A 17,212-nucleotide genomic window follows, 5' to 3' on the forward strand; every position below is an offset into this window, starting at 1 on the left:
CCTCGTCGGCATCCTCCACGGCTGCCTCAAAACCCAAACCCCCTACGACCAGGCAACCGCCTGGTCACACCACCACCACGACCTCGCCGCTTGACATCCCAACCTCCAGGGATGTCTGACCCGCCGGGAGCGCGGCTAGCCGAGGATCCGGGTGAGCACCGCTCGGAGCCGAACTCCTCCAGCGCGGCGAGGATCGCGAAGCCGCAGGCACGCCCGCCCACGGCGGCGGGCACCTCCTGGGCGCTCGACCGCACGAACGGCGCGCCCCCGCCGTCATGGCAGGCGCGAGCTCCCGCCTGCTCCGCCGCGGCGACACCGTAATCGGCGCGTCGGTTTCCCGGCATTCGACGGCGAATCCGTTCGCTGAGAATGCGGCAATCACGGACCGGCCGGGCCGATCAAGATCGCCGATGTCGACGACTTTCTTGATCTTGGTGGTGGTCCTCCGAATGTCCGGGTGTCGATTCGTGAGCAAAGAACCGACGTAGACCTCTTAGTCTGACTTATGATGCTCTTGGGCTCCCGGACTGCGAACTCTGCTTGGGGGCGGAAGTGCAGATGAACGACGTGATGGACAAGTGGGTCGCGGGGACGCTGCTCTCTCGGATGGACGCCCCGATGCGGACGGCGCTGCTCCGTGTCGCGCCCGCGAGCCCTTTCCCCAAGGGCACCGTCCTGATCGGGCAGGACGACCCCCTCACCGATTTCGCTTTCATCCTGCGTTCAGGCACCCCCGACTCGACTGCCTGCGTCAAGGTGACGGGCCGCCTGGCGGACGGCCGGGACGGGCTGCTCGGCATCCGGCTCTCCGGCGACATCGTCGGCGAACTCGGGGCGCTGCACCGGCAGCCGCGCTCGGCCACCGTCACCGCCTGCTCGAAGGTCTGGGCCCACAAGGTCCCGGCGATGACGCTTCTGGCGTTCCTGCAGGAGAATCCGCAGGCGTGGCTCGCCCTCAACGCCACCATCGCTGACCGGCTGCAGTGGGCGAATCAACGCCGGCTGGACTTCGCCGGGTTCCCGGTGCATGTCCGGCTCGCCCGGCTCCTCCTAGTGCTATCCGACCAGCACGGCCGGCGTGTGGAGCCGTCCGGCACGACCCTCGGCGTCGCGCTCTCCCACGAAGAACTGGGCATGCTCATCGGCGCCGGCAAGGACGCCGTGTACCAGGCGGTGTCCATGCTGAAGCGCGACGGGCTCATCATCTCCGCCTACCGCAGCATCGTGATCACCGATGAGGCCGGGCTGCGCCGTGCTGCCGAGCCCGACGTGAGCGTCTAGACCGGGCCCGCCGAAAGGGAACGGCCACTCAGGAGAGGAGCGCGGCCGCCGTGCCGGCGATGAGCCCGGCCGTGGTCCACGGGATCGCGCGTCCGATCTGCCGGTACTTCGCCTCCGCCAGGGCCGCGAGAGTCCGGGCCATCGCCCACGCCTCGTCCCGCTGCGCGGCGGCGCCCGCCGGCGGCCGTTCCGGGATGCGCACGATGCCGTAGCTGCTGGGCGCCGCGTCCTCGGCGAGGCGCGGTCGCAACGCGAGGAGCAGCAGGGCTCCCGCGACCAGCGACGCGGCGAGGAACGCCCCGAACAGCGCGGTGGAGACCGTCCCGGGGTGAGAGCCGGCCGCGCGAGCGGCGGTCAGCCCGATGATCGCACCGGCCTGGAGCGCGATGAGGATGGACACCTTCATGTCCGCCTGCTGCACGTACGCCTGACCGGCCGCCATGACCGCCAGGGCGACCGCTACGTCGTCCGATGTGACATCGGACGTCTCATCCGCGGGCTTCGCCGTCTCCGTCTCGGGCTGGTTCATGTGCCTCCTCCATTCGATTCGGAACCAGTGAAACCGGTCCGCCGAACGGCGATCTCGTATTAATCCGGCGTTCTCCGGTGCATGGTGTGAATCACTGAGGCCAGAACGGCGAGATGCCGTATTTATGCGATATCTGTCCCAGTATGTGGTGGCAACCTTTCCGCCAACACCTACCGACGAAGGGGTTGGGCGCAGTGGCGGAAGGCGATGACTTCGCACGAAAACTGGTCGTCTCTCTCGATGCGAAGGGCTACGGAGGCGCCACCGGAAACTGGCAACGGCACATGCAGAGCGATCTGAGCGCGGTGCTCGACCGAGCGGGCGACCGGGCCGGGCTCCGGCGCTCCAGCTGGTGGATCCAGGAGGCGGGCGACGGAGAGGTCTCGGTCCTTCCCGACGGTGAGCCCGAGCCGCGTGTCGTGGACGACTACGTCCGGCACCTGTACGCGGAACTCCGCCGACACAACCGGGATGTCCCAGCGGGCCGCGAGCTGCGGCTCCGCATGGCCGTCCACTACGGTCCCGCGTTCCCGGCGGCGAAGGGCCACGCCGGTGCGGGGCTGGTCGTCGCCAGCAGGCTGTGCGACAGCGAGCCGCTGCGCCGTGCGCTGGACGGCACGGGTGCCCCGCTCGCGGTCGTCCTCTCCGAGCGGGTCTTCGCCGAGACGGTCGCCGAGGAGCACACGACACTCGACCCCGCGGACTTTCGACAGGTGACCGTGCGGATGAAGGAGTTCAAGGGCCAAGCCTGGATCCTCGTGCCCGGTCACGACCTGGAGGGGATCGACCTGGACACCGCCGGCACCGATGACGACCGGGGCGTAGCCCCGGGCCCCGGCGGTGGCACCGGCACCGATGCGGACGCCTCTCCTCCCCCCGGGGCTCCCGGCGCACAGCCGTCCGTTCCGCGGGCGGAGGGTTCCGTCGGCGACTACGCGGGCGCGCAGATCCATACGTCCCACTTCGTCGGCCGCGACGAGACCAACTACTACGGCCATGGGGGCGACCGGTGACCGTCGAGGGGCCCGAGCCGCCGGACGGCGCCGCCGGCGAGCCCAAGGACCCCGCGCCGCCGGACGCCGAGAGCCCGGAGCCCCGCGACGCGCAGGACCTCGGCCGGCAGTTCTCGCACCGCGCCGCACACCCCGGCGAGACCGGCGAGCGGCTCGGCGCCGAGCACGATGCCCGATCGAACTTCGCGGGCGCCACCGTGACGGCCGACCGGTTCGTCGGCCGCGATCAGATCAACTACATCACCGTCACGGGCACGGTCGCGCGCATCCGGATGGTGGCGCTCACCGACGAGGACCTGGCGCTCGACCGCCGCTTCGCCGCCCCGCCCGACTTCGCCCTCGCCATGGCGGCGGTGCGCGACCGCCGCGTCGTGCTCCTGCGCGGAGCGGACGGGACCGGCAGGTACGCGCTCGCCCGTCGGTTGCTGCTCGGCCTCGCCCTCGGCGAAGTGCGGCGGCTGCACCCGGAGACCGACCTCGGCTCGCTCACCGGCGCCGACCTCGGCCCCGGCGGTTACCTTCTGGCCGACCCGCCCCCGCAGGCCGCGGCGAAACTCCGAGCGTTCGACCTCGACCGGCTCGCGACCGAACTCGGCGCCGACCGCAGGCTCGTCATCACCACCACCGACACCGCCGGCCTCACCGACCCGGACCTGGAGCCGCACGTCGTGGACGTGTCACCGCCCGACCCGCGCGAGGTGCTGCGCTCGCACCTCGCGGCGGAGGCGACGCATGCGCGGGCCCTGGAACTGCTCGAGGATCCCGACGTCACGACCCTGTGCCGTGACCACCTGCGGGACGCGCCGCCCGCCCAGGCCGTACGGCTCGCCCGGCTGCTCGCCGATGCGAGCGAGCCGGTCGCCGAGACCGTCCGCGCCCGGCTGACGGTGCGCCGCGTCGCCGATCTGGAGCGGTGGTTCAGCGGCATGGGGGACCTCGCGACGCAGACCCTCGCCATCGCGGTCGCGACACTCGGCGGGGAGCACTACGACCTGGTCGCCAACTCCGCGGAACTGCTCACCCGGAGGCTCGAACCCGAGGACCAGCCGCCCCAGGAGTCCGCGCCGTTCGGCGGCACCCGCAGCGCCCGGCTCCGCGCGATCGGCGCACACCTCGTCCGATCGGAACTGCCCGCGCGGCACGGGGGCACCGCGCCGGGACTCGTCGTGCGTTTCGAGGAACAAGGGCTGGCCCGGCGGCTGCTGCGGCTCGTCTGGGAGGAGTACGACCCGATTAGGCCGCAACTGCTGAACTGGTTGCGGCTCTGCGTGCGCAGCGAGGTTCCCACCGTCCGGATCAGGGCGGCGGTCGCGACCGGCATCCTCGCAGCGGAGTCGTTCGACCAGATCCGCTCCGCGATCATCCTGCCGTGGGCCCGGTCCGATGACGACGAGGCACGCGATGCCGCGGCAACGGCGCTGAGCGTCGTCGCCGAACGCCCGGAGTTGCGGGACGCCGTGACCGGCCTGGTCAACGCGTGGAGCGCGGACGACACGAGGCCGCTCCTGCGCGCGACCGCCGCCCGCGCCTGGCGGGTCACCCTCGACGGCGACGGCGACGGCGACGGCAACGGGGCCCAAGGCTGCGCCGACGCTCTGACGTTGCTCGAGCAACTCGCCAAGGACGACCGTGCGGAGGTCAAGGAGGCCGTGTGCACCAGCGTCGCCGAGATGCTGGAGTACCGGGACGGCGCATTCGCGTCCGCGGCGCTGGGCCTGCTCACCGACTGGGTGAGCAGCCGCCGGCCAGGGGTCCGCGTCACCGGCCGGCTCGGATTCCTGCTGGCCGCCGCCGATCTCGGCCAGTTCGCCGCGGACGGCACGTGGCGGCCGACCTTGCTGTGCCATGCCGAAAGGGATCCTGCCATGGCGCACCGGATCGTCCGGTTGTGGCACGCGACCCTGAACTCCGCGGACCTCCACGACGCCGCCAAGGACGTGCTCGGGGAATGGGCGCGCCTGCTGGAGGAGACCCCGTCGGGTCCCGACCTCCTCGGCTGGCTCATGGGGGCCGTCGGCTTCGACCCACGCACCGGCCGCATCATCCACATCACCGCGTCGCGGTGGTCGCACGCTCCAAAAAGCAAGGTCGCGGTGCTCGCGGCCCTTCACGCGAGGAGGACACTCCGATGAACCCGCACGAGCGATCCGCCCCCTCAGCGTCCGACCTCATCGTCGCTTCGGGGCCCGTGACGTTCGGCGACCGAGGTCCGATGCCCTCACCCGGCATGGCGATCGTCTACTCCGATCGCGGCGGTGTCGCCGTCCCCCCGTTCGGCCGGGCGTCGATGTTCGACGTCCCCAAGTACAAGAACTGGTACTTGGTCGACGTGCGTCGCCACCATGACACCGTCAGCGCCAGCGTGCCGAGCCGGTACGACGCGATGCGGTTCCAGCTCGAAGCGGACGTCACATGGGGAGTGACCGCTCCCGAAGTCATCGTCACCTACGCGCTCGACGACGCGCTGGAGTCGGTCAAGTCGCGCCTCCTCGAACGCTTCTGGCAGGTCACCCGCCGGTACGACATCGACGACTGCACCACCGCCGAGCGCGAATTGCAGGACATGCAGTCGCGCGGCCCGCTCGTCCTGGACGAGGGGATCACGCTCTTCACGGTCGCGGTCCGGCTGCACATCGACGAGCACACGGCGGAGTTCCAGCACAAGACGCGCGGCCTGGAACGCAACATGGTGACCGACCGGCAGAACGTGGAGCTCGAGCGGCAGCGCCTCGAAGCGCTGCGCCGGACGGCCAAGGGCGAGGACGACCTGCTGTTCCTCTTCCTGACCCGGAACCCGGAGCAGGTCGGCGATGTCCTGCAGATGATCGGCCAGCGCCGGGAGATGACGCAGAACGCCCAGATGGCGCTGTTCGACCGGATGGTCAGCGAGGGCTTCATCCAGGAAGCGGACGTCGAGAACATGCGCGGCCTCCTGCTCCAACCGCTGGAGCGGGTCGCGGACACGAAGGCGGTCACCGCCTTCGGCGCGCCGGCCGCCGCTCCGGCGCCGCCCGCGCCGCCGTCGATCCCCGGCCCTCGTCCGGACCGGAATGCGAACGCGAGCACCGACGTGAACGGGAACGGCGCGTCGGAGCAGGCCCCGTCCGAGTGGTCGTACATCGACGCGCCGTCCACCCCACCGTCCGCGCCCCCGCCGCCGCCTCCGCCGCCCACGGCCTCGGCTCCTGGAGAGCCGTCGGCGGGCAACGGCGTGATCGGCTGGAGGACGCTCGAAAGCCGTGACGAAGACCGGGAAGCATGAGGCGCGGCGACACCGCCGGCAGCGACTGGAGGTCTCGGCAGAGGACGCGCGCCAGATCGCACACGGGGCCGCAGCGGGCAATGTACGCACGGAGGCAGCGCGCGGCGGTCGCGGCCGCCGCCCTTCTCCTCCTGCTCGCGGGCACCCTCGGCGGCCTGCTGGGCGGGCTCGACAGAGCCGCGGCGGGCATCTGCCTCGCCATCGTGACGGCCCCGCTCATCTGCCTGCTCCTGCTCCAGGCGCGGAGGGAGGACCTCGCCAAGGTTCGGCATCGAGAGGAGCGGCACGTGAGCGCCGACCAGTCCACCGATCGTTCGACGCCGGCACTCGCCGCGCCGTGCGAGGCCCCGGCACCTGACGGGCCGCCCGCCGAGCCCGGAAAGAGCCTGGCCCGCAGCGCGGCGATCGCCGCCGCTCCCGGGCCCGCACCGGAGGGGCCGCCCGCCGCAGATGCGGGCGAGGAGCCGGGGGCGCCTGGTGAGCGGACGGCGCCGCCCGCACACGCGCACCGAGTTGCGGGGAGCTTCCCCAGGCCACTCGGCACGTCGGGCGCGGCCCACCGGCGGCCCTGGCTGTTGCCGCCCGAGCCCGGCCCGTCCGGCATCACGGCGGACGTCGCCCAGGTCGGCGGCCTCCAGGTACGGGCCGCCTCGATCGTCGGCCCCGGTCACCGGTGCGATGAGCCCGTCGCACCGCGCCAGGACGCCTACCGGATCGCCGTGGACCGTAGCCGCCGCCACCTGGTCGTCGCGATCGCCGACGGGATGTCCGACAGCACGCACTCTCACATGGGAGCCAACGTCGCGACGGCCGCGCTCGTCCGGCACCTGTGGTCGGAGGCCGCCGGCGCGCCGGCGGACGCACGGGTGCGGGAGTGGTTCGTCTCGGCCGCGCGGCAGATGGTCGGTGCCGCGCGGCAGCGCGGACTCGATCCCGAGGCGGTGCGTGCGGCGGTCCTCGCCGCCGCGGTCGACCTGGACCCCGCCGCGGACGGCGCGCGGCGCGCGCGCGTGTGGTCGATCGCGGACGTCGGCGCATGGATGCGCGAGTCATCGTCATGGCGGCAGGTCGCGGGGGAGGTGCGGGGCGGCTACGACCCCAGCCGCCTGAGCACGTTCCTGCCTCATCATCCGCATCCCGCCGGAGCCTCGTTCCACCTCGAACCCGGCGCCGTGCTGGCGTTGACGACCGACGGCATCGGTGACGCTCTCGAACACATGGACCTCGGCGCGTGGTTCGCCCGCCGGTGGGCGCGACCGCCGCATGTCAGCGACTTCGTGGACGACGTGGGCTTCGAGGCGAAGGGAGAACTGGACGACCGGACCGCGGTGGTCGTGTGGTGCCCGGACGGGGGAGGGCCTCGGTGAGGACCTGGTCGGACTCCCCATTCCCCCGGACGGTGCCCCTGCGCGACGTCGAGGAGCACGGCGCGTCCGCCGTCATCGCCCGCGACAACGGCGAGTCGTCGCTGATCCACGAGGCCCCCGGCCAACCGGGATGGCTGGTCAAACGCTACAAGTCCTCGGCGCGTGTCGGGCACATCGCGCTGGACGACCTCATCGAGCTGCCCGGACAGATGACTCCGACCGACCTGGCGCTGGTCGACCGGAGCGTCGCGTGGCCCGTCGCCCGCGTGGTCGACGGATACCGCACCGTCGGCACGATCATGGCGCGCGCGGACGACATCTTCTCGTGGAATCTCTCGCTGCTGCAGGGCCGCAAGCGGCGGCAGACGATCGAGGTGGACCTGCTGGCCAACCCCGACCGGGACATCAAGCGGCTCGGGCTGCCGGTGCCGACGCCGGAACTGCGGCTCGCGGCGATGCGGGAGATCGTCGCGGTCGCGGCGCTCTTCGAGCGCCAGGGCCTGGTCTACGGGGACTGGTCCTTCGCCAACGCGTTCTGGGCCCCGGGCACCGCCCGCGTCCTGGTGATCGACATGGACACCGCCCGGATGGGCAGACGCGACCACCTGGAGACGCACAACTGGGACGACCCGCTGGCGGACAGGTCGCGGCCGCTCACCACCCATACGGACCGGTACAAGGTGGCGTTGCTCGTGGCCCGCACGACGACCGGTCTCCGGCAGGAGCGCCGCAGGGCGGTCGAGGAGATGGCCGCGCTTTACCCGGCGTTGCCGGAGCTCACCGACCTGCTGGCCAAGTGCGTCGACGCCCCGACGATGGAAGCGCGCCCCCGGCTGGAGGAGATCCTCGCGTCGATGGACGGGACGTCCGCCGCCGGCGCGCGGCGTCCCACGGCCGGTTCTGGTACCTCGCCCGCCGGTCGGCGCCTGAACGGTGCGGCTCCGGCAGGGGCCAACGTGACGGGAACGATCCCGTGGCGGCCGGCCGGCCGGCGGACTCCGAAGCGCCCGCCGGCTCGGACGCGGCTCCCGCACACCGTGCGGCAGGGCGCACCGGCCGCCTCCCGGCCGGACATGCCGAAGCGCGTCCCGCACGAGCCGCCGTCCGCGGCCAGGCCCGAACAGGTCCGTCCAACAGACCCCGTGGGCGCGGGTTGCTCTCCCGCATGGGTCATCACCGCGCTCTTGCTCATTGCCCTGATCATCGCGATCGCAATGCGGTCCTGACGTGAGGAGAAGGAATGGAACGGTACGCAGAGTGGGGCACCGAGGCGGACACAGTGCCGGCCGGGGACGCCGAGCGGCACGACTCGGGCGGGCAGAAGGGCCTGCCGACCTATCTCGTGCTGGACACGTCCGGCTCGATGGGGCCATACGAGAAGCTTCTGAACGACACGCTGACCGAGGTGGTCGACACCCTGTACGCCAGCCCGCGGGTGGCCGAGTTCGTCCACCTGTCGATCATCTCGTTCAACACGAGTCCGCACGTGGTCGTCCCGATGACCGACATCTCCGAGCTGACCGGGCTGCCGGTGGTCACGTGCGGAGGACTGACCGCGTACGGCGCGATGTTCGACCTGCTGCGCGACCGGATCGGGCAAGACGTCGACGGATTGAAGAGCAAGAGCGTCCGGGCGTACCGGCCGGTGGTCTTCCTGCTGACCGACGGGATCCCGAGCGACGGGAAGACCTGGCGCTCGTCCCTGGCCGCGTTGCGCGATCCCGGGTGGCGCCCGCATCCCAACCTCCTCACCTACGGTTTCGGCGAGGCCAGCGAGGCGATCTTGAAGGAGGTCAGCACGCTCGCCGCGTACATGGCGGAGCCGGGGAGGGAGGAGGAGAACAAGAAGGCGCTGTCCGGCGCCCTCACCTCGGTGATGCAGACCCTGGTCGCGTCCGCCGAGGTGCGGCGGCTCCAGGTGCCGCATGAGGTGGAGGGCTACACGTCGGTGCCGCTGGAGTACGTCGACTGAGGCTGCGGTTCTTCGGCGGCGTGGGCTATGCCTCGGCACATGCCGCCGAAGACGCGGTTGTGGAACGGGAGGAACGTCCACCAGTAGGCGTGGCCGGCCAGGCCCCGGGGGTGGAACAGGGCGCGCTGCTCCAGCCGGGCGCGGCCGTCGTCCTCCGAGACTCTGAACTCCAGCCAGGCCAGGCCGGGCAGCCGCATCTCGGCGCGCAGCCGCAGCAGCCGTCCCGGCTCGAGTTCCTCCACGCGCCAGAAGTCGACCGTCTCTCCGATGCGCAGCCGGCGCGGGTCCCGGCGGCCCCGCCGCAGTCCCACCCCGCCGGCCAGCCGGTCGAGGACGCCGCGTGCCCGCCACGCTACCGGGAAGGAGTACCAGCCGCGCTCCCCGCCGATCCCCTCGACGACCTCCCACAGTCGCTCCGCCGAGGCGTCCGTCCGGCAGGAGCGGTCGTCGGTGTAGAGGCTGCCGCCGGCCCAGCTCGGGTCGGTCGGCAGCGGGTCGCTCGGGGCGCCGGGGGTGCTGGCCGACGACCAGCGGGTGGCGACGTCGGCTTCCCGGACCCGGCGCAGCGCCAGCTCGACCGCGCGGTCGAACCCGGTCGGCCCGTCCGGCGGCGGCGGGACGTACCGGCCGATGTCGTCGTCGGTGCACACGACCTCGTTGCGCAGCGACTCCACCAGCGGACGCGCGAGAGCGCCGGGGACCGGGGTGATGGCGCCCACCCACAGGCTCGACAGCGCCGGGCTCAGCACCGGGACCGGGATGATGATCCGCCGGCGCAGCCCCGCCACGGCGGCGTACCGCTGCATCATGCCCACGTAGGTGAGCACGTCGGGCCCGCCGATGTCGAAGCCGCGGCTCACATCGGGCGGGAGGGCCGCGGACGCCACGAGGTAGTGCAGGACGTCCCGGATCGCGATCGGCTGGATGCGGGTTCGCACCCACCGCGGCGTGACCATCACCGGCAGCCGCTCGGTCAGGTAGCGCAGCATCTCGAACGACGCCGAACCCGAACCGATGATCACCGCGGCGCGCAGCCACGCGGTGGGCACGCCGCTGTCCAGCATGATCCTTCCGACCTCGGCGCGGGACCGCAGGTGCGGCGACAGCTCCTCCTGCGGGGCCATGCCGCCGAGGTACACCAGCCGCTTCACGCCGGCGTCCCGAGCCGCCCCGGCGAAGGTGCGGGCCGCGCGGCGGTCGTTCTCGGCGAAGCCGCCCGCGCCGCCGATCGCGTGGATCAGGTAGTAGGCGACGTCGGCGCCGTCCAGGGCGTGCCGGGTCGACGCCGGATCGGTGGCGTCGCCCTCCACGATCTCGACCCGTCCGGCCCACGGATGATCGCGCAGCCGCCGCGCCGAACGGGCCATGCACCGCACCCGGTGACCGGCGGCCAGCAGCTCGGGGACGAGCCGTCCGCCGATGTAGCCGCTGGCTCCCGTCACCAGGCACAGGGGCCCGGCGCCCTCGTCGCGCGTCACGGCCGGTCCGCTCCCGGGACGGCCGGAGAGTCGCGGACGTCCGGCCGGTGCACGTCGCTGATCAGCATGTTCCCCCCGATGGTTTCCCCGCAGGCGGTTACATGTCCGGGCCGCCGCGGCGGAAACACACCGCACCGGCGGGGAGGCGGGCGGCCGGATCATCGCCACCGGGACTCCGGCCCAGCTCGCCCGCGACCCCGCGTCCATCACCGGGCACTACCTCGCCCGGCACCTGCGCGGCGGGGACTGACCCCGCCTCCGCCCCGCCCCTACCGCTTCCGGGCGGCGTAGGTCAGGTGCGTCGCCCTCGGGGAGGACTCCGTGCGGACCGGCTCCAGGGCCACGCGGCCCGCGTCCACCGCCTCGAACAGGCGGACCCCGGAGCCGAACAGCACGGGCGACAGCGCGATCGAGAACTCGTCGATCAGGCCGGCGTTCACGTACTCCACGATCGTCTCCCCGCCGCCCGCGACGCGGACGTCGCGGTCGCCGGCGGCCTCGCGGGCCCGGTCGAGCGCGGACTCGATGCCGTCGTTGACGAAGTGGAAGGTGGTCCCGCCCGGACGCTCCCAGGGGTCGCGCTTCTCGTGCGTCACGACGAAGACCGGCGTGTGGAACGGCGCCTCCTCCGGCCACATCCGCTCGCCGGCGTCGAACATGCGCTTGCCCATCACGCTCGCGCCGGTGCGCTCGAAGGTCTCCCGCAGGATGTCGTTGTCGCGGCCTTCCTCACCGCCCTCGCCGAGCTTCAGGTTCTCCCGGAAGAACCGCTGCGGGAACACCCACTGCTGGAGTTCCATCCACTGCTTCCCCATCAACTCCCCGAGGGAGCCGGGGGCGATGAACCCGTCCAGCGACATCGACACGCTGAAGAACACGTTCCCGGCCATCAGTCCTCCGCTCCCTTCCGGACGATCTCGGTGACATAGGCGTCCAGGTTGCCCAGGGTCTGCCGGCCGCCCTCGATCGCGTGGTACTTCTCGACCGCCTCGTCCCGCAGTTCCCTGGTGGGGAACACCGTGCGCATCTCGATCCGCGTCGCCGCGCCGTCGGGCGCGAACGTCAGGACCGACTCGAAGGCGTTCGGGTCGCCGCGGGACTCACCGTGGAGCAGCGCGAGCCGCTCCGGCGGGGCGATCTCGGTCCAGGTGATCCACTCGGTGTAGTCCGTCCCGTCCGGCCCGTGCATCACGAAGTCCCACTCCCCGCCGACGCGGAACTCGAACGACGCCGTGGTGGTCGTGAACCCCTCCGGCCCCCACCACTGCGACAGGTGCCGGACCTCGGTGAACGCCTCGAAGACCAGCTCTCGCGGGGCATCGATGACCCGGGAGATGACGATCTCCCGGTCGGCCGTCGCGGACCGCGCCGGCGCACCTCGTCCCATCGCGCTCATCGGCTATTCCTCCTGTCTCGTCTGCTTCAGGTCCTGCACGTACGCGTCCAGCCGGTCGAAGCTCTCGTTCCAGAACCGCTCGAACCCGCCGGTCCACTCGTGGACCGGCCGCAGCCCGCGGGCGTCCAGGCCGTACAGACGCTGCTTGCCCGCCCTGCGGTCCCGCACCAGCCCGACCTCCCGGAGTACCCGCAGGTGCTTGGACGCCCCCGGCTGGGTCATTCCCAGCTCCCGGGCCAACTCGGTCACCGGCCGCTCGCCCGCCCGCAGCAGCGCCAGGATCTCCCGGCGCTGCGGCTCCGCGATCGCGTTGAACACGTCCGACGTCGTCGCTGCTCGTGCCATGGCCTCATCATATACCCATATGGGAATGCGTCAACGCTCCGCGGCGCGGACGGCGAGGAAGCACCTGCGGTGGCCGCCCTGACGGCGTGGCATGATCGTGCGAGGTCGAGCCGAGGGGGTCGTAGTGCGGGATCACGTCCTGGGAGGCCGCTACCGCCTGGTGCGGCGGCTCGGCGAGGGCGGCATGGGCGAGGTCTGGGAGGCCCAGGACGAGACGCTGGACCGGCGGGTCGCGGTCAAGGTGATCTCGATGCTCGGCGGCGGCGGAAGCCGCGGAAGCGAGGCGCGCGCCCGGTTCCTGCGCGAGGCCCGGATCACGGCCCGCCTGCAGCATCCGCACATCGTGACCGTCCACGATCTCGGCGAGAGCGGCCCCGAGAACGGCGACGCCCCGTTCCTGGTGATGGAACTGGTCCGCGGCGAGGGCCTGGACGCCAAGCTGGCCCGCGGCGACGTCAGCCTGCCGGAGGCGGCCCGGTGGGGCGCGCAGATCTGCGAAGCCCTGGCCGAGGCGCATGCGGCGGGCGTGATGCACCGGGACGTCAAGCCGTCCAACGTCTTCATCACGCACACCGGCGCGGTGAAGGTCCTCGACTTCGGCGTCGCGCGGGCGGCCGACCCGTACGCGACCGCCGACCGCCTCACCCGGACCGGGTTCATCGTCGGCACGCCCCCGTACATGGCCCCCGAGCAGGCGCGCGGCCACCCGGAGCCGGGCAGCGACCTCTACGCACTCGGGTGTCTGCTGTTCGAGCTGATCACCGGGCGGCTGCCCTTCCAGGCGCCCGACGGCGTCGGCTACCTGACGGCCCATCTCAGCGAGGAACCACCCGTCCCCAGTGCGGTGCGGCCCGGCATCCCCGCCGCCTGGGACGCCCTCCTGGGCAGACTCTTGAAGAAGGACCCGGCCGGGCGGTACAGGACCGCCGCTGACGTCGCCCATGCCCTACGGCGACTCGACCGGCCGGCACCCACCGAGGTGCTCACCCGGCACGCCTCCCCGCCTTCGGCCGCCAGGAGCACCTCCGTCGGCGGCCCCTGGCTGCCGGTCGCAGTGTGGCTGCTGACCGTGGTGGCGACCGCGATCCTGGTCTCGATCAACCTGAACGGTCGCTTCGACGCCTCCGACGCGGCGACAGGCGCCCTCGTGGTCACTCTCTCCACCGCCTGGCTCATCGGCTATTTCGTCGTCATGTCGCGCCCGGCCTGGCGTGCGTCGGTGATGAAGACGACCCGGTTCGTCCTGCCGCTGCTCGTGTTCGCCATCTACGCCATCGTGATCGCCAGGACGGCCCGGGACTACGGGAACTATGGGCTGTACTGGTGGAAGCTGGGCATCTCCACCGTCGCTCTGGCGAGCCTGCTCGTCATGGTCGCCGTCCTCGCACCGCGGACCGGACTCTGGACCCGCAGAGCGGGCTACGCTCTCGTGGCCTTCAACGCCATCGCCCTGTTCGACACCGGAGCCGCCCAATTGGACGTCGCCGTCTCCGTCACCCCCTACATCGCCTTCGTCAACCCGCAAGCGGGCACGGCCCCCGCCGGCGCCCTGGCCATCGCGATGTACTGCGTCCGCGAGATCGCGACCCGGCGGGCGGCCGAGGGTCGGCCCCTGCCCCGCACCGAGGCGTCACCGCGGTCTCGCGGCGTTTGACGAGGGTGGCGAGCCGCTGGCGCACGCGGCCCGCAGGTCCAGGCACGAGATCGCCCGAGATCGGCAGTGTCGCCGAGGTACTAACTGACAGTCATGTCGGTTAAGAATGCCCTCGTGCTCATTGCGGGGTGCCGTGACGACCTGATGGGTGAAGCTCTCCTGCGTCTTCGCTTCGATCCCGAGTATTCCGAATCAATTTCACGTCCGCGTCCGCGGCATCAGTGCCGCTTCGCTTCCGGTCTTCACGCCGCCGATCGCGGGTGCTACGGTCCAAATAACCGACATCAATGTAGGTTAGAGGTGCCGGGGAGGGACAGGCGAGGCGATCGTTCAGGTTCCATTCTCGAGCATCGCGCGATTGCACCGCGTCCCGCCGCGACGGTCGCCGCGGCGTGATCAAGGGCACGGGCTCCGTTACCGGGTTCCCGGCCCGGTGCCCGCTCCCGGAACCTCAACGGCGAGGAGAAGCGCAGCATGGAACTGGGACACTGGGCGACGATCGTCGCGTTCCTGTCGACCGGCGCCTGTTTCGTCGGCATGGCATTCCTCAAGACCGCCACGAACCAGATGCCTCCGCTGAACGGCGCCCGGCCCTTCGCGCTTGCCATCGCGATGCTCTCCAGCCGGACGTGGGCGATCGGCTTCACCATCATCGGCGCGGGATTCGGGCTGCAGTTCATCGCACTCACGGCGCTCCCGCTGTCCGCCGTCCAGCCCGCGCTGCTCGCCGGTCTGGTGCTCCTGCCGTTCATCGCGGGAATCGGCCTGCGCGAGCGGCTCGGCCGCCGTGAAACGTTCTGCATGGTGCTCGGCGTCGTGGCCATCGTCCTCTACGCCCGCGCCGCCGGCAGCGCGCGCACCTTCGACCAGACCCCCGCGGAGCCGTTGCTGCTGGCCGCGATCGGCCCCTCGCTCGCCCTGCCCGCCGTCCTGTTCCTCATCAGCGACCTGAGGCCCAAGGGCGCGCACGAACGGCCGCTCAGCGGCATCACCTACGGGATCAGCGCCGGAATGCTGATCGGCGCGGGCGAGGTCGTGCTCACGGGCATGGCGATGGTCAAGGCCCCACTCGACGAGCTCGTCGTCTCTCCCGGTCCCTACCTGTTCGGCGCCGCGACCGCGCTGGCCGCGGGGCAGATACAGATCGCCTTTCAGCGCTGCCGCCTGCTCATCGTCGGATTCCTCGTCATCATGACGGCCAACCCGCAGATGCTGCTCGTCTCGACGGCGCTCTACGGGCACGGATGGCAACCACGCGTCGAGCCCCTGGCGTGTCTGGCGGGCGGTTTGCTGCTGAATCTCGCGGCCATCTGGTTCCTCCCCCGTCACGAGCGGACACGGCCCACTCGGCCGTCCCGGCGCGCATCCGGCGAATGGTCCGCGACCTCCGCGTTGCGCCCAGACCCGAACCCGCAATTTCCCATGCAGCCCTCCGGGCGTGGTGCGGTCGGTTCGGAACGCCTTGCCGCCGCCCCCGGGGAGCACGGCCCGTTCGGCATGAAGCCACCGAGCCTGCGCGACCGCATCGCGCGAGAGCGAATAGGACGAGAAGCGCCTCAGCCCCTCGGAACCGATGCCCGCGACCCACGCGGTCCAGGCAGGCCGTAAGGGCGGTGACCGGCCCCCGACGCGCGGTGCGGGCGACCTTCGCCGTGGTTCAGAGGCGAGCGACGGCGTCCACCACCCGTCCTGCGCCGTCCTCCTCCGCGAGGCGTGCCGCGATATCGCGGGCCCGTACGGCACAGGAGGACGAGGACGCGTCCCGGATCGCCTCGGCCAGCACTTCGGACGTGAGGCGCCTGAGCGGGATCGGGGCTGGTGAGGCACCGAGCGCGGCCACTCTGGACGCCCAGAACGGCTGGTCCGCGGCCACCGGGACGATGACCGACGGGACGCCTGCCCTGAGTCCCGCCGCGGTCGTCCCCGCCCCGCCGTGATGCACGACCGCCGAGGTGTGCGGAAACAGCCATTCGTGCGGAACCTCGTCGATGGTGAGGATGTCGTCGCCCGCGTCCGCGACCAGGTCTCCCCATCCGGCCTGCACCACTCCGCGAACGCCCGCCTCGCGTAGCGCCGCCGTCACGATCTGGCCGACCCGCCTGCCATCGCCCACATTCATACTGCCGAAGCCGACGTACACCGGGGGCGGCCCGGACTTCAGGAAGTCGACCAGCCGTTCCGAGGGCGTCCAGCCGGGGAGGGGCTCGGGCCACCAGTAGCCGGTGACGTTTCGTCCGGACGGCCAGTCACCGGGAGGCGGCACCACCAGCGGACTGAAACCGTAGTGCACCGGCCAGGCATCACGCTCGAGCCGCCGGAACAGGGCGGCGGCACCGATCGGCGGCAGATCCAGGCGCTTTCGCAGGTCCTTCACAACGGACCGAAAGGGCGCCTGTCCCAGAGCCCGAAGCGCCTTCGCGGCGGCGCGGTTGCCGCGTGCGCCCAGCGAACGGGTCGTCATCATCGCGGGCGGAAACTCCCTGGTCGGGTCCATGGGCTGCAAGTAGACGCCCATGCTCGGAATGCCCAGCCCTTCCGCGACATGAATGCCCAGCCACCCCATGCTGGACAGAAGCAACAGGTCCATATCCCGGGCCGCGTCGACGATGGCATCGCCCATCTCGGCCCAGCGCGCCGCGTACATCCGCGCGAATCGCGCCAAGGCGAGCGGTGATGTGCCCAGCGCCTGCCGGCCCTTCGAGGAGCCGAGCTCAGCCCGAAGGTCCATGGGCAGCGGCCGGAACTGCAGGTGCCGTCGCCGGACGAAATCCTCGAACGGCGCATGCGCAGCGAGCACCACCTCGTGACCGGCCTCGCCCAACCGTGCCGCCAGCCCCGTATAGGGCGCGACGTCGCCAAGCGACCCCACTGCCAGGACCAGGATGCGCATCCGAACCTCCTTACGCCCCCACCGT

The 17,212-nt window shown here is 71.7% G+C and carries 15 protein-coding genes; 9 read left to right on the forward strand and 6 right to left on the reverse strand.

The window, feature by feature from the left end:
• The first annotated feature begins 558 nt into the window (after positions 1 to 558).
• Positions 559 to 1,281 carry a Crp/Fnr family transcriptional regulator gene (locus tag SM611_RS31355; RefSeq protein WP_371953933.1) on the forward strand — a complete coding sequence of 241 codons (723 nt, stop codon included), beginning with the start codon at positions 559 to 561 and terminating at the stop codon, positions 1,279 to 1,281.
• Between the two features lie 28 nt (positions 1,282 to 1,309).
• Here the strand turns inward: SM611_RS31355 and SM611_RS31360 are convergent, their stop codons facing one another.
• Positions 1,310 to 1,810, reverse strand: coding sequence for a Pycsar system effector family protein (locus SM611_RS31360; RefSeq protein WP_371953934.1), 501 nt, complete (start codon positions 1,808 to 1,810; stop codon positions 1,310 to 1,312).
• A 284-nt stretch (positions 1,811 to 2,094) separates the two neighbouring features.
• On the opposite strand from SM611_RS31360, the gene SM611_RS31365 reads away from it, so the two are divergent.
• The 6 genes from SM611_RS31365 to SM611_RS31390 all read left to right on the forward strand — a co-directional run bounded on the left by SM611_RS31365 (position 2,095) and on the right by SM611_RS31390 (position 9,424).
• Positions 2,095 to 2,823, forward strand: coding sequence for a nucleotidyl cyclase domain-containing protein (locus SM611_RS31365; protein WP_371953935.1), 729 nt, complete (start codon positions 2,095 to 2,097; stop codon positions 2,821 to 2,823).
• A complete protein-coding gene (locus tag SM611_RS31370; protein WP_371953936.1) occupies positions 2,820 to 4,955 on the forward strand; it encodes a hypothetical protein in 2,136 nt (711 codons plus the stop codon). The genes SM611_RS31365 and SM611_RS31370 overlap by 4 nt, the downstream gene beginning before the upstream one ends.
• Before the next feature lie 80 nt (positions 4,956 to 5,035).
• The gene (locus tag SM611_RS31375; RefSeq protein ID WP_371953937.1) at positions 5,036 to 6,085 is read left to right on the forward strand and encodes a hypothetical protein; all 1,050 of its coding nucleotides are present in this window, start codon (positions 5,036 to 5,038) and stop codon (positions 6,083 to 6,085) included.
• An 80-nt stretch (positions 6,086 to 6,165) separates the two neighbouring features.
• A complete protein-coding gene (locus tag SM611_RS31380; protein WP_371953938.1) occupies positions 6,166 to 7,452 on the forward strand; it encodes a protein phosphatase 2C domain-containing protein in 1,287 nt (428 codons plus the stop codon).
• Positions 7,449 to 8,678 (forward strand): hypothetical protein, encoded by a 1,230-nt coding sequence (locus SM611_RS31385; RefSeq protein ID WP_371953939.1) that lies wholly within the window; start codon positions 7,449 to 7,451, stop codon positions 8,676 to 8,678. Before SM611_RS31380 ends, SM611_RS31385 begins: the two co-directional genes overlap by 4 nt.
• A 14-nt stretch (positions 8,679 to 8,692) precedes the next feature.
• Positions 8,693 to 9,424 carry a vWA domain-containing protein gene (locus SM611_RS31390; protein WP_371953940.1) on the forward strand — a complete coding sequence of 244 codons (732 nt, stop codon included), beginning with the start codon at positions 8,693 to 8,695 and terminating at the stop codon, positions 9,422 to 9,424.
• On the opposite strand, the gene SM611_RS31395 is transcribed toward SM611_RS31390, so the two are convergent.
• The 4 genes from SM611_RS31395 to SM611_RS31410 form a co-directional block, all read right to left on the reverse strand.
• Positions 9,391 to 10,902 (reverse strand): SDR family oxidoreductase, encoded by a 1,512-nt coding sequence (locus SM611_RS31395; protein ID WP_371953941.1) that lies wholly within the window; start codon positions 10,900 to 10,902, stop codon positions 9,391 to 9,393. The genes SM611_RS31390 and SM611_RS31395 overlap by 34 nt on opposite strands.
• 269 nt (positions 10,903 to 11,171) lie before the next feature.
• Positions 11,172 to 11,792 carry a dihydrofolate reductase family protein gene (locus SM611_RS31400; protein ID WP_371953942.1) on the reverse strand — a complete coding sequence of 207 codons (621 nt, stop codon included), beginning with the start codon at positions 11,790 to 11,792 and terminating at the stop codon, positions 11,172 to 11,174.
• A complete protein-coding gene (locus SM611_RS31405; RefSeq protein WP_371953943.1) occupies positions 11,792 to 12,298 on the reverse strand; it encodes an SRPBCC family protein in 507 nt (168 codons plus the stop codon). Before SM611_RS31405 ends, SM611_RS31400 begins: the two co-directional genes overlap by 1 nt.
• 3 nt (positions 12,299 to 12,301) lie before the next feature.
• Positions 12,302 to 12,643, reverse strand: coding sequence for an ArsR/SmtB family transcription factor (locus tag SM611_RS31410; protein ID WP_371953944.1), 342 nt, complete (start codon positions 12,641 to 12,643; stop codon positions 12,302 to 12,304).
• Positions 12,644 to 12,767: 124 nt separating this feature from the next.
• On the opposite strand from SM611_RS31410, the gene SM611_RS31415 reads away from it, so the two are divergent.
• Together SM611_RS31415 and SM611_RS31420 are read left to right on the forward strand one after the other, a co-directional pair.
• The gene (locus SM611_RS31415; RefSeq protein WP_371953945.1) at positions 12,768 to 14,297 is read left to right on the forward strand and encodes a serine/threonine-protein kinase; all 1,530 of its coding nucleotides are present in this window, start codon (positions 12,768 to 12,770) and stop codon (positions 14,295 to 14,297) included.
• A 474-nt stretch (positions 14,298 to 14,771) separates the two neighbouring features.
• Positions 14,772 to 15,905, forward strand: a complete 1,134-nt coding sequence (locus SM611_RS31420; RefSeq protein ID WP_371953946.1) for a DMT family transporter — start codon at positions 14,772 to 14,774, stop codon at positions 15,903 to 15,905.
• Between the two features lie 49 nt (positions 15,906 to 15,954).
• Here SM611_RS31420 and SM611_RS31425 read toward each other — a convergent pair whose 3' ends face one another.
• Positions 15,955 to 17,187, reverse strand: coding sequence for a glycosyltransferase (locus tag SM611_RS31425; protein ID WP_371953947.1), 1,233 nt, complete (start codon positions 17,185 to 17,187; stop codon positions 15,955 to 15,957).
• Between the last annotated feature and the right edge of the window lie 25 nt (positions 17,188 to 17,212).

This window comes from Actinomadura monticuli (assembly GCF_041463655.1).
In the GTDB taxonomy this organism is placed as follows: domain Bacteria; phylum Actinomycetota; class Actinomycetes; order Streptosporangiales; family Streptosporangiaceae; genus Spirillospora; species Spirillospora monticuli.

Excerpts from the sequence above, each read along its gene's own strand:
- SM611_RS31375 (WP_371953937.1), top strand. The coding sequence starts at position 5,036 with ATGCCCTCACCCGGCATGGCGATCGTCTACTCCGATCGCGGCGGTGTC.
- SM611_RS31410 (WP_371953944.1), bottom strand. The coding sequence starts at position 12,643 with ATGGCACGAGCAGCGACGACGTCGGACGTGTTCAACGCGATCGCGGAG.
- SM611_RS31420 (WP_371953946.1), top strand. The coding sequence starts at position 14,772 with ATGGAACTGGGACACTGGGCGACGATCGTCGCGTTCCTGTCGACCGGC.
- SM611_RS31390 (WP_371953940.1), top strand. The coding sequence starts at position 8,693 with ATGGAACGGTACGCAGAGTGGGGCACCGAGGCGGACACAGTGCCGGCC.
- SM611_RS31405 (WP_371953943.1), bottom strand. The coding sequence starts at position 12,298 with ATGAGCGCGATGGGACGAGGTGCGCCGGCGCGGTCCGCGACGGCCGAC.
- SM611_RS31380 (WP_371953938.1), top strand. The coding sequence starts at position 6,166 with ATGTACGCACGGAGGCAGCGCGCGGCGGTCGCGGCCGCCGCCCTTCTC.
- SM611_RS31365 (WP_371953935.1), top strand. The coding sequence starts at position 2,095 with ATGCAGAGCGATCTGAGCGCGGTGCTCGACCGAGCGGGCGACCGGGCC.
- SM611_RS31355 (WP_371953933.1), top strand. The coding sequence starts at position 559 with ATGAACGACGTGATGGACAAGTGGGTCGCGGGGACGCTGCTCTCTCGG.
- SM611_RS31400 (WP_371953942.1), bottom strand. The coding sequence starts at position 11,792 with ATGGCCGGGAACGTGTTCTTCAGCGTGTCGATGTCGCTGGACGGGTTC.
- SM611_RS31425 (WP_371953947.1), bottom strand. The coding sequence starts at position 17,187 with ATGCGCATCCTGGTCCTGGCAGTGGGGTCGCTTGGCGACGTCGCGCCC.
- SM611_RS31360 (WP_371953934.1), bottom strand. The coding sequence starts at position 1,810 with ATGAACCAGCCCGAGACGGAGACGGCGAAGCCCGCGGATGAGACGTCC.